General features: G+C 42.2%; 10 protein-coding genes. 2 read left to right on the top strand and 8 right to left on the bottom strand.

Features of this window, described 5'->3' with window-relative positions; all coding sequences use genetic code 11:
• Position 1: 1 nt before the first annotated feature.
• From fkpB to murJ, 5 genes are all read right to left on the bottom strand, one after another.
• The gene (gene fkpB, locus L2740_RS10255) at positions 2–415 is read right to left on the bottom strand and encodes an FKBP-type peptidyl-prolyl cis-trans isomerase (RefSeq protein WP_275974171.1); all 414 of its coding nucleotides are present in this window, start codon (positions 413–415) and stop codon (positions 2–4) included.
• A gap of 14 nt (positions 416–429) precedes the next feature.
• Positions 430–942: a signal peptidase II gene (gene lspA / locus L2740_RS10250; RefSeq protein WP_248950059.1), complete on the bottom strand. Its 513-nt coding sequence runs from the start codon at positions 940–942 to the stop codon at positions 430–432.
• A 118-nt stretch (positions 943–1,060) separates the two neighbouring features.
• Positions 1,061–3,883 (bottom strand): isoleucine--tRNA ligase, encoded by a 2,823-nt coding sequence (gene ileS / locus L2740_RS10245; protein WP_248950058.1) that lies wholly within the window; start codon positions 3,881–3,883, stop codon positions 1,061–1,063.
• 30 nt (positions 3,884–3,913) lie between these two features.
• Positions 3,914–4,849, bottom strand: coding sequence for a bifunctional riboflavin kinase/FAD synthetase (ribF, locus tag L2740_RS10240; protein ID WP_248950057.1), 936 nt, complete (start codon positions 4,847–4,849; stop codon positions 3,914–3,916).
• A 65-nt stretch (positions 4,850–4,914) separates the two neighbouring features.
• The gene (gene murJ, locus L2740_RS10235; RefSeq protein ID WP_248950056.1) at positions 4,915–6,474 is read right to left on the bottom strand and encodes a murein biosynthesis integral membrane protein MurJ; all 1,560 of its coding nucleotides are present in this window, start codon (positions 6,472–6,474) and stop codon (positions 4,915–4,917) included.
• Between the two features lie 255 nt (positions 6,475–6,729).
• Here murJ and rpsT point away from each other — a divergent pair, with 255 nt between their 5' ends.
• Positions 6,730–6,996, top strand: a complete 267-nt coding sequence (gene rpsT, locus L2740_RS10230) for a 30S ribosomal protein S20 (RefSeq protein WP_248950055.1) — start codon at positions 6,730–6,732, stop codon at positions 6,994–6,996.
• A 980-nt stretch (positions 6,997–7,976) separates the two neighbouring features.
• Here the strand turns inward: rpsT and L2740_RS10225 are convergent.
• Positions 7,977–8,291: an ArsR/SmtB family transcription factor gene (locus tag L2740_RS10225; protein ID WP_028767516.1), complete on the bottom strand. Its 315-nt coding sequence runs from the start codon at positions 8,289–8,291 to the stop codon at positions 7,977–7,979.
• A 136-nt stretch (positions 8,292–8,427) separates the two neighbouring features.
• Between L2740_RS10225 and L2740_RS10220 the strand changes: the two genes are divergently transcribed.
• The gene (locus L2740_RS10220; protein ID WP_248950053.1) at positions 8,428–9,828 is read left to right on the top strand and encodes a M20/M25/M40 family metallo-hydrolase; all 1,401 of its coding nucleotides are present in this window, start codon (positions 8,428–8,430) and stop codon (positions 9,826–9,828) included.
• Between the two features lie 112 nt (positions 9,829–9,940).
• On the opposite strand, the gene yaaA is transcribed toward L2740_RS10220, so the two are convergent.
• Both yaaA and L2740_RS10210 read right to left on the bottom strand, forming a co-directional pair.
• Positions 9,941–10,714: a peroxide stress protein YaaA gene (yaaA, locus tag L2740_RS10215; RefSeq protein ID WP_248950052.1), complete on the bottom strand. Its 774-nt coding sequence runs from the start codon at positions 10,712–10,714 to the stop codon at positions 9,941–9,943.
• A gap of 113 nt (positions 10,715–10,827) precedes the next feature.
• Positions 10,828–12,297: an alanine/glycine:cation symporter family protein gene (locus L2740_RS10210; protein WP_248468870.1), complete on the bottom strand. Its 1,470-nt coding sequence runs from the start codon at positions 12,295–12,297 to the stop codon at positions 10,828–10,830.
• Positions 12,298–12,675 lie beyond the last annotated feature (378 nt).

Below are 12,675 nucleotides of genomic sequence, written 5' to 3'. Positions count from 1 at the left end.
ATTAAAGTACCTGTACTACTTCAAGTTCAAAAGTGAGCACTTGTCCTGCCAAAGGATGATTCAAATCAATAGTCACTGAGTCACCAACAACATCTCTCACCATCCCCGGAATTTCACTGCCGCCAGGGCCTGCAAAACTCACAATAACCCCCGGCTCAAGTTGCATATCTGCAGGAAAACGACTTTTATCCATATGATGCACAGCATCTGGATTAGACTCGCCAAAGGTATCGGCAGCTTGCAATGTAAAGCTGTGCTTATCACCTTCTTTAAGATTAATAATCTCTGCCTCAAATGCAGGGCTTAAACTTTCATCGCCAACATTAAAGCGCGCAGGCTTTCCGCTTGAACGCGTACTTTCAGCTGTCGAGCCATCTTCGAGTACTATGTTCATATGACATAAAATTGAATGCATTTCTGACACGTAAGTTACTCCTTTACACCATTTGCTTTTTTATCATCTTTACTCGTAATAAATGAGTCTAAAATGATAAGCGCTGCGCCTACACAAATCGCTGAATCAGCAATATTAAAGGCTGGAAAATGGCTGGTATTCCAATAGAAATGTAAAAAGTCGACAACATAGCCATGTTGTAAACGGTCAATAAGGTTACCTAGTGCACCGCCGATAACTAAAGTATAGGCTAGGTTCAATCGCCACATCTTACTAGGTTGCTGGCGCAGCCAAACCGAAAGTAGCACACTAAAACCTACAGCTACAAAGGTAAACAACCAGCGTTGCCAACCACCTGCATCACTTAAAAAGCTAAATGCTGCACCGTAGTTACGCACATAGGTAAAGTTAAAAACAGGTAATAACTGAATCGATTCGTATAACTCAAAGTTTGATAATACCCATTGCTTAGATATCTGATCGGCAAGAAATACCAATACAACTACCCAATACCAACGCAGACCACTGTCTTTCCAGTTAGTTGGCATTAAATGTTCCTTTTCCATAGATAGCATCAACTCGTATAATTTAAGATTTTGATAAACAATAAAAAATTAACTGATAAAAAAACAACGGCCCTATAAAAGAGCCGTTGCTAATGCTTGATTAAGCAAACTGACGGGTTTCGCCATCGCCTTCAATATTGGTTACACAGCGTGTACATAGTGTTGGATGCTCAGCAACGCTGCCAACATCTTCTCTATGGTGCCAGCAACGCTCACACTTTTCAGCTTCTGACTTTTTAAGCCCAAGCTTTAATGAAGCAAGTTCAGTCTCAATTGCATCAGCTGGCGCTTGCGCTAAGGCAACCACTTCAGTCTTTGATGTCAACAATACAAAACGTAGCTCATCGCCTAGATTTTCAAGCGCAGCTTGCAGCGCTTCATCAGCGTACAAGGTTACTTCAGCTTCAAGTGAGCCACCCACTTGCTTTTCACGACGTGCGTTTTCAATCACTTTGTTCACTTCAGCACGAACCGCAAGTAATTGCTCCCAGTACTCATCGCTTAAGTCTGACTCAAGTGTCACAGACTTAAGGCCTTCATACCAAGTTTCAGTAAATACATATTCACCGCGCTCACCAGGAAGTAGCTTCCAGATCTCATCTGCTGTAAAGCTTAGGATTGGCGCAATCCAGCGCACCATAGCTTCAGAGATAAGGTACAGTGCTGACTGACAGCTACGACGTGCGTTGCTATCTTCTTTTGCTGTGTACTGACGGTCTTTAATGATATCTAAGTAGAAACTACCTAGCTCAACTGAACAGAACTGCATTAGCTTTTGCGTCACTAAATGGAAGTTGTACTGGTCGTACGCTTCTAATAGCTCTTGTTGCAATGCTGCTGCACGGCGAACAACCCAACGATCTAAGGCAACCATTTCTTCAACCGCTACCATATCCGTTGCAGGGTTAAAGCCATTGATGTTAGCCAATAAGAATCGAGCAGTGTTACGAATACGGCGGTACGCGTCAGCGCTGCGGTTTAGGATTTGATCAGAAACTGTCATCTCGCCGCTGTAGTCTGTTGCTGCCACCCATAAACGTAGAATATCTGCGCCTAATTTATTGGTTACATGCTGCGGAGCAATCACGTTACCCACAGACTTAGACATCTTACGGCCTTGACCATCAACGGTGAAACCGTGGGTCAATACTTGCTTGTAAGGTGCTTTACCGTTCATCGCAGTTGAAATCATTAGCGACGACATAAACCAACCACGGTGTTGATCGCTACCTTCAAGGTATAGATCAATTGGATGACCGTTAAATTCAGGACGTGATGCAACCACTGATGAGAACGTAGAACCTGAGTCATACCAAACGTCTAGTGTGTCGGTTACTTTGCGATACTGGTCAGCTTCATCACCTAATAATTCAGATGCGTCTAGATCCCACCAAGCTTGAATTCCTTCTTGTTCGATACGAGCTGCAACGCGCTCCATCAAAGACACGCTATCTGGGTGTAACTCTTCTGTTTCGCGGTGTACAAACAAAGTGATAGGCACGCCCCACGTACGTTGACGGGAAATACACCAGTCTGGGCGGTTTTCAACCATCTTCTCGATACGGCTTTGTCCCCAATCAGGGATCCACTGAGTTTGCTCAATTTCACCAAGAGCTTGCTGGCGCAAACCTTTTTGATCCATAGAAATGAACCACTGTGGCGTTGCACGGAAGATAATTGGTGTTTTGTGGCGCCAGCAATGTGGGTAGCTGTGCTTAATCTGTACGTGATTAAGTAGCGCACCTTTTTCTTCTAATAGCTCAACAACGTTCTTGTTCGCTTTAAATACATGCAAACCAGCGAAGATTTCTGTATCCGCTTTATAAACGCCGTTATCACCTACTGGATTAGCGACTTCTAAGCCGTACTTTTGACCAACCACGAAATCGTCTTGACCGTGACCAGGAGCGGTATGGACCACACCAGTACCTGAATCAACTGTCACGTGATCGCCTAAAATAACTGGCACATCAAAGCTGTAGAATGGGTGGTTAAAGCGTAGTAACTCTAAATCGCTACCCGCAGCTGTACCTAGTACAGTATGAGATTCTGCGCCAAAACGCTCAACGCATGACTCATATAGATCCGTTGCTAGCACTAATGCTTGCGCTTGGCCTTCTTTAACCATCTCAACGAGTGTGTACTCAACATTTGCACCCACTGCTAGCGCGCGGTTAGCAGGCAATGTCCATGGTGTTGTAGTCCAAATAACCATTGAGATGTTATGAGCGTATTCACTTAGACCAAACTTAGCTAGTAAAGCTGATTTATCAACAACAGAGAAAGCAACATCGATAGCAGGAGACATTTTGTCTTCGTATTCAACTTCTGCTTCTGCTAATGCTGAACCACAATCAGTACACCAATGCACAGGCTTAACACCTTTATGCAGGTGGCCGCTGTCGATTACTTTAGACAGTGAACGTACGATGTTAGCTTCAGTGCTGTAATCCATCGTTAGGTACGGGTTTTGCCAATCAGCAAACACACCTAAACGGATAAAGTCATCGCGCTGACCGTCAACTTGCTTAGCTGCATATTCACGACACTTTTGACGGAATTCTGCTGCAGTAACCTTGTGACCAGGCTTACCCACTTTTTGCTCGACTTTTAATTCGATAGGCAGACCGTGACAATCCCAACCAGGAATATATGGCGCATCAAAGCCAGACATGGTCTTTGACTTAATAATAATATCTTTAAGAATTTTGTTTACTGAGTGGCCAATATGAATGTCACCGTTTGCATATGGAGGACCATCATGCAAAATAAACGGTTTAGCATCTTTACGGCTTTCACGGATCTGTTGATACAGTCCGTTTTCGGTCCAAGATTTTAACATCTCTGGCTCACGATTAGCCAAATTACCACGCATCGGAAACTCTGTTTCCGGCAAATTCAAAGTAGATTTATAGTCGCTCATTGATCCTTTACCGTTTTGTTCGCTAAGCTATTAGCCTGCATCGCTACCAAGTAGGGCTTTCGCTCTGTTGGCATCATCTAAAATTTGTTTTTTCAGCGCATCTAACGATCCGAATGGCTGCTCGTCTCTGATCTTTGCCACTAACTCAACTTCAACAGCTTTCCCATATAGATCACCATCAAAATCAAACAAATGGACTTCTAACTGACATACCTGACCATTTACCGTTGGTCTAAAACCAACATTAGCAACGCCTTCGTATATATCGCTGTTGTCCCAATATAGCTTTACCGCAAACACACCTCTTACCGGTGTTACTTTACGTTTTAACGCAATATTAGCTGTAGGGAAACCTATTGTTCGCCCTATTTTTTGGCCATGAGCTACACGTCCACTTAATGTAAATGGATGTCCTAACAAACGCCTTGCTTGCTCTAGGTTACCTTTTGCAAGCTGCTGCCTTATTTCTGTAGAGCTTACGCGCTTATCGCCCAAAATAAAGCTTTGTGTGCTGACGACTGCAAATCCGTGTTTTTCACCGGCCTTACGCAGCATATTAAAATTGCCTTGGCGTTGTTTACCAAAGCAGAAATCATCACCAACAACTAAATACTTTACACCCAATGCCTTAACCAATAATTGCTCAATAAAATCTTCGGCGCTATAGCTAGCAAACTTCTTATTAAAGTTAACACATAACAAGCGGTCTACTTTTAGCTCGTCAAGCAGAACGATTTTATCGCGCAATAAGCTCAAGCGCGCTGGTGCATCTTCACCTTGAAATAACTCTTGTGGTTGTGGTTCAAATGTCATCACTGCCGCAGGTAAACCTAAATGTTCAGCCTTTGCTACTAAGCGATTAATCACTTCCGCATGACCACGGTGAACCCCATCAAAGTTGCCTATTGTTAATACGCAACCATGATGCTTCGGCAATATGTTATGAATACCGCGAATTAATTCCATTATCTTACACGACACATGAGAGTAAATGGGCGGATTATATACCAGCTAGCGTCCATAATCAGCACTCAAACTGCAGCTTTCATCTTCCAAGGGCGAATTCCTAGCAAAACTAAGCAAATAAAATACGAGATTGCTGCAAATACAATCAATTTTGCCAATGTGTAGCTACGCTCTATAAAAGATAAATCTAACCACTGTGCGCTAGTCGGATCAAATTGGAAAATGACCAACACCATAACCACAGCTGCAACAGTAGCCTTAGCAAAGAACCATAAGGTGCTTTTATTGAATCGATACACGTTTGCTTTATGTAAACCTCGGTACAATAAAAATGCATTCAGCAGCGCCGACATTGATGTCGCAATAGCCAAACCAACATAGCCAAACGGAATAGCAAAGATTAGGTTAAATACCATATTGCTAACCATAGCGATTATACCGTAGCGTACTGGTGTTTTAGTGTCTTGTCTTGAATAGTAACCTGGCGCCAAAATTTTAATCAGCATAAAGCTAAGTAAACCGCTGCCGTAAGCCATTAAGCTATAAGATGCCATCTCAACATCCTCATAGCTAAATGCACCTCGCATAAATAGCACCATTAACATCGGCTTAGCTAGAATAATCAAGCCACACATTGCGGGAAGTCCCAACAATACAATTGCTTTAACTCCCCAATCCATAGTCTTGGAAAACTCATGACTCTCAGCATTAACATGACGCTTGGAAAGTGCTGGCAAAATCACAGTAGCAATTGCGATACCAAATAGCCCTAACGGAAATTCCAGCAATCTATCTGAGTAATACAGCCAGCTGATAGAGCCTGTCATTAAAAAGCTGGCAATAAAGGTATCAAGTAACAAGTTAATTTGAGATACCGATACACCAAACAACGCCGGGATCATCAAGGTTCTAATTTTAGTAACCCCAGGGTGGTTCCAGCCCCAACTTGGTTTAACTAGCGCCTTTTCTTGTATAAGGAAAGGAATTTGGAACAAGAATTGAACCAAACCACCTAAAAACACACCGCAAGCAAGGCCAATTTCAGGTTGCTGCATATTGGGTGATAAGAATATCGCTGCACTAATAATGGCAATATTTAAGAACACAGGTGTAAAGGCTGATACAGCAAAACGGCCACGAGTATTGAGAATAGAACCAGCTAGGGCAGTAAAAGTGATAAACCAGAGATAAGGGAAGGTTATCTTCAACATTAATGAGGCGAGTTCAAATTTTTCGCCATTTGGCTCATCATTTAACCAAGCTAGGAACCAACCACCACCAAAAAGCGCGGTTAACACCGGAGATGCAATAACACCAATTAAGGTTACGATAGAGACTAAAATACCTAACGTACCAGCCACCTTGCCAATTAGCTCATTGACTTCAGCCCGAGTGTTTTTCTCCTGATATTCGGTCAAAACAGGCACAAATGCTTGAGCAAAAGCTCCCTCAGCAAAGAGGCGCCTTAAAAAGTTGGGAATTTTATTGGCAAAGAAGAATACATCGGCACTACTGCCTGCGCCCATCAAGTTTGCGATCACTACATCGCGAACGAGTCCTAAAACTCGGGAAATCAACGTCATGGCACTCACGATCATGCCAGACTTCACTAACTTCTTGCTCAAAACGCCCCCTGCTCTAATTACAGAGCTAAATTACTTTGGCAATATCATGTAAAAATCGGTATTAGCCCTATTGTCTCTTAGCAATACCTGCTAGAATTGCGCCACATATTACACGAGTTAGGTTGAAGATAGCCAAGCTGGTTGGATTATTTTGAGTTAATCGAATTGATTCAATCATTGTCATTGACAAAGTGACAAAAATAGGGCATATTCCTCGACCTTAAAAATACCAAACCCAGTTTTAGGAGTTGCACCTTGGCTAATAGCAAGTCTGCAAAGAAGCGCGCGCTTCAATCTGAAAAGCGTCGCCAGCACAACGCTAGCCGTAGCTCAATGCTACGTACTTACGTTAAAAAAGTAATCGCTGCAATCAATGCAGGTGACCACGCGTCAGCTACTGCTGCTTTCGCTGTAGCACAACCAATTGTTGACCGTATGGCGACTAAAGGTCTTATTCACAAGAATAAGGCTGCTCGTTATAAGTCACGCTTAAACGCTAAAATCAAAGCAATCGCTGCTTAATTTTTAGCTTAAAGCAAAGATAAAAACCGGCCTTGGCCGGTTTTTTTATATCTAAAATTCAGCAACTTCCCCTTAAATCAGCAGTAGGCAGCCAAAAACGTTCCAGACTGGCGAGTTCTAGCGATTCTGATCCTGTGCCTCTTAATAAACAAAGAGGGAACTTGAACCTCGTTCAACTATGCTCTTCATTCGTTGCCAGCTGCATAGTCTTGCATGCTCCAGACATGCATAAGACATTTCCTCCATCCTTGGAGGTCAGATACAGCGAATGTCATTAAAGCACGACTATATGGATATAGGAGGTAGAGTAACGCAGGAGCAGTTACCGAGGAGCACTTAATGACCTTGCCTCAAAACCGCTAAACTCTCGCTGAGGGACTAAATGTTTATACTGATTAGTATAAGTTGCTCGACAACAAATCCGCAGACAGAAAACCCACAAAATTTAGGCAAAAAAATAGAGAGGCAAGCCTCTCTATTCGATATCTATTATATAAACTCAGCTGAGCACTCACTAAACCTTTGACTAAACAGTCTCGCTTAACGCAAAAGTTGCAGTTATTAATTAATTCTAATTACAACCCGTACATCAATCGCAACAGCTAAACTAGATTTAACTGAGCAGCCTTTTATATGTCAAAAAGTATCACGGTGTAGTTGTTAGTCCTCTTTAGCCTTTATTGATAGCAAATTGTTGCGTTACTCATAACGGATACAAGCATCATGCTCCACGCTATAACTTGCTTAACGACTTAAAAGCACTCACCTTTTAAATTACCTCAACTTTCAGATTATACAATGAGCAACATCATGATCTTAGACCGTAATATTGCACTTTAAGTAACACCTATCTAATCAAGCTAACTTAGCCGGTCACCTACTAATACCTATCAACATTGAACTTACATAACCAATAAAAGCCAGCTATAACCGTTTATACAAAAACGGACTAATAACCGACTTTTACTTTAAACAAATTACTAAGCGACCGTTTTTAGGCTATCGCAATAGATGTTGTTCAGTAACTTGATGATCTCTGCAACTTCTTCACTCTTTAACGAGTAATAAACCGTTTGAGCTTCTTTGCGAGTTTCAACTAAATTATCTTTACGTAACCAAGCCAAATGTTGTGACAAAGCCGACTGGCTTAGACCCAACTTTTTGTTCATTTCACCAACGCACATCTCACCCTCATTAAGAAGGTAACACAAGATAAACAGACGACGTTCGTTTGCCAACGCTTTTAACAATACAACGGCATGGTCTGCTCGTTGTTGCATTAGTTCTATATTCATTACGAGCCATTTCTCCTAAAACAAACCGACCGCCCTAATATAGCGTTGCCTTACAGATATAGTCGGGACATAAAGCACACTTTTTGCTAGATTGTTTTTAAAAGTGAGATATACGTAATAAAAACAAAGGAAACTTATGAAAAACAGCTATCTCAATGTACTTTTTGGCCTGATTTATCTTAGCTTAATTGGTTGCCAAACAGTCGGCTCGGACTCTACAGAACAAGTTGTAAGTCAAAAATTACAAAAAGAAGCACTTAATTCTGATCTCGCCTATGAGCTCGTTGAATCATTAACTGTTGAAGTTGGTCCGAGATTAGCAGGTAGCCAGCAAGATTTAGTCGCCGTAAAATGGGCAGAACTGAAACTAAAAAGCCTTGGGTTTGATAAAGTTTACAAAGAAGCCGTTCAGGTTCCTGTTTGGCATCGCGGCCAAACAAAAGCATCTATCACAGCTCCTTTCCCTCAACCTCTGGTGATCACCGCTTTAGGTGGCAGTATTGCAACACCTAAAGAGGGTATTGAAGCCAAGATTATTCGATTTGATAGCCTCAGTGCGTTACAACAATCAAGCAGTGATGATGTTTCCGGTAAAATCGTGTTTATTGACCATGTAACTGAACGCCATAAAACTGGTAAGGGTTATGGAAAAAGCGTCGGTGGCCGCGCTAAAGGAGCCATCGCTGCAGCTGAAAAAGGCGCATTAGCGATTATCATTCGTTCAATCGGTACAGATCATGACCGAATGGCTCACACTGGCATGATGCGCTACAAAGATGGCGTCAACAAAATCCCTGCAGCGGCGATGTCTAATCCTGATGCAGATTTAATTAATGCCATGCTTAAGCGCAGCAAAGATATCAAAATTAAGCTGCAACTTTCAGCTGAAAACCAAGGCGTTGCTACATCTTATAATGTTATTGCCGAGGTTACCGGCTCTACAAAGCCTGATGAAATAGTATTAATAGGCGCCCATTTAGACTCTTGGGACGAAGGTACTGGCGCCATTGATGATGGCGCAGGTGTAGCAATTGTTACTGCCGCAGGCAAACTTATTCAAGACTTAGCCGTAAAACCGGCAAGAACTGTCAGAGTCGTGCTATATGCAGCCGAGGAAGTAGGATTAATCGGCGGTAAAACCTACGCCAAAACCCATCAAGCAGAACTTGAAAAGCATTATATTGCAGCCGAATCTGATTTTGGCGCAGGACGTATTTATCAAATAGACTTTAGAGCCAGTGAGCAAGGCTACGCCGCGCTTAGTAAGCTAAGCCAACCGATGACCGCAAATGGTGTTGTTATTGGAAACAACACAGCATCTGGCGGCCCTGATGTGTCAATGTTGCCATCAATGGGTGTGCCTGTTGCCTCGTTACGCCAAGATGGCAGTGATTACTTTGACTACCACCATACACCAAACGACACGTTAGATAAGATTGAGCCGGCAGCGCTGCAACAAAACGTCGCCGCCTATGCGCAATTTGCCTATCTAATGGCACAATCAACAATTGAGCTTAGACCTATCGCAACTAAATAGATTTCAGCAATAGAAAAGCAGCCATCTGGCTGCTTTTTTGTAAACACGCTAGTAATCAAAATGACTACTTGAATGAGATCTATATTACGAGTGCAGTTGCTAAATCAGTGATCTACTGCTCTTCACGTAAAAACACAGGTTCGTTAACTGTCGAGTCTTTTTCGCTATAATAATAACCCGCTGTATCAAACTGGGTTAGTGCCTCAAGTGAAGTAACATCGTTATCAAGAATATAGCGCACCATCATGCCACGAGCTTTCTTGGCAAAAAAGCTAATCACTTTATATTGGCCATTCTTGCAGTCTTTAAATACCGGAGTGATTAAGTTTGCGCTTAGCTTTTTAGGCTTAACCGCCTTGAAATATTCATTAGAGGCTAAGTTAATAATAAACTCATCGCCCTGCTCTTTAATCGTTTGGTTCAATTCATCTGTGATGATATCACCCCAAAACTGATACAGGTTAGTGCCTCTATCATTAGCCAAACGGGTTCCCATCTCTAAACGATAGGCCTGCATCAAGTCTAAAGGCTTTAATAAGCCATAAAGCCCAGACAAAATTCGTAACTGTGTTTGCGCTTTTTGTAAGCTTGCTTCTGACAGAGTATCTGCATCAAGTCCGGTATATACATCACCTCGAAAAGCAAATACTGCCTGTTTAGCATTTTCAGGGGTGAACTCTTTATCCCAAGAGCTAAATCTCGCTACGTTTAAGCCAGCAATTTTATCGCTCACTTTCATTAGGGTCGCAATATCTGTCGGCGTTAACTGACGGCATACTTCAATAAGTTGTTCACTTTGATCTAACAGCGTTGGCATTGAATAACTATCAGTGCCAGCTGGATTATCAAAATCTAGTGTTTTAGCAGGGGAAACAAGAATCAGCATCGCTAAGTCCTTTAAATAGATATTGTTAAGCTATGACAATCATACTGATCAAAAACAAAAAAACCACGCTTTAAAAGCGTGGTTTTTTAGATTGTGCTAATAACTGTTACAGATTAAGAGCGAGTATCGTGAGCGACTTCTTGTGCGCGGATCTCTTCTGCCACAGTCTTACTCGTCCAGATATCGCCTTCTAAGTTAGCTAACTCAGGGAACTTACTGGCATCGAAAGTCGGCGTTTTACCACTTTTAAGCTGCTGACGGTAGTCGTTAATAACGCGAATAGCTAAGCCCGACAGTAACAGCAGTGCGATAATGTTTACCGTCGCCATAAGACCCATAGACACATCGGCAAGGTTCCATACAAGGCCAATTTTGGCTACTGCACCAAACATTACCATGCCCAATACACAAACTCTGAATATTGGTAGTGCTTTTTTACTGTTACCCGATAGGAAAATAACGTTTGTTTCTGCGTACGAGTAGTTTGCAATAATAGAGGTAAAACAAAACAGTAAAATAGCCAGTGCGATAAATCCACCGCCCCAAGTACCTACATGCTCACTTAAAGCATCAATCGTTAGCTTAATACCATCACTACTTGTGCCCATATCGCCTGCAAGTAAAATAATTGCTGCAGTGGCAGTACAAATAACAATAGTATCAACAAAAACACCCATCATTTGCACAAATCCTTGTGATGCAGGGTGATTTGGATTTGGTGATGCACTTGCTGCAACGTTTGCAGCACTACCCATACCCGCTTCGTTTGAGAACAAGCCACGAGCAATACCGGCTTGCATAGCTTGAGCGATAGTGTATGCCACACCACCAGCAACCACTTCTTGTAGACCGAATGCACTTCTAATAACCAACATGAATACATCTGGAAGCTTTTCAAGGTTCATTGCAACAACAACAAACGCAATCAAGATATAAGCAATGGCCATCACAGGCACAACAATTTCAGAAACTTTCGCAACTTTACGCAAGCCGCCCATAATCACAAATGCGCTAACCACCACAATAGCAATACCCACATACATTGGGTCAAAGCCAAACACTTGCGTCATTGCACCGGTAATTGTATTTGCTTGTACGGCATTGAATACAAGGCCAAAAGCAATAATTAGGAATACTGAGAATAAAATCCCCATCCAACGCTGGCCAAGACCTTTTTCCATGTAATATGAAGGACCACCACGATACTGACCATCTTCATCACGGACTTTATAGACCTGCGCTAAAGTAGACTCAACCATCGCGGTTGCCATACCAAGCACAGCAATCAACCACATCCAAAACACTGCGCCTGGTCCTGCCGCACCAATCGCAACAGCAACACCAGCCATATTACCCGCACCAACGCGAGCCGCCATACTGGTACAAAATACTTGGAAAGATGAAAGACCACCTTTGCTCTCACCTTGTCGACTCTTAAGCATGATCTCACCAGAATGCTTAAAATGCGTGATCTGAATGAATGCCAGTCGAATTGTAAAGTACAGGCCGGCACCAACCAGTCCGTAAACTAAAAGCTTTCCCCAAAGCAACGCATTGAGAAAATTAACCGTCGTTTCTATCATATAATTTCAATCCCCATGACAAACATAATCTAGCGGGTCGAACACTGGATTAGGTTTATCCTGTGTTTGTCCTTCATAAAGTATTTAAATAACAGCAGATTTTATTTTCAGATTATCTTAAACGTGAAAAAGTTACATCACGCCTGCTGCATTCCGCGCAGCAAAATAGCATAGCATCTCTTTAATCCCGAGCGATATAGATCACAGTTTCTCATTTACCTGACAACCACATCACATCAATCTTTATAAGCCGTCAAGCATATTAACCAAATTAACACTGCATATACATGCAATATAATGATATTCGACTACATAAACAGCCAGTTTTCATTCAAATATGCCGCAGATTTAAGTAAATAAATTACAAATGATGGACAA

The sequence above is a fragment of the Shewanella pneumatophori genome (assembly GCF_023283895.1).
Lineage (GTDB): Bacteria > Pseudomonadota > Gammaproteobacteria > Enterobacterales > Shewanellaceae > Shewanella > Shewanella pneumatophori.
This window is presented reverse-complemented; position numbering and strand designations above follow the sequence as displayed.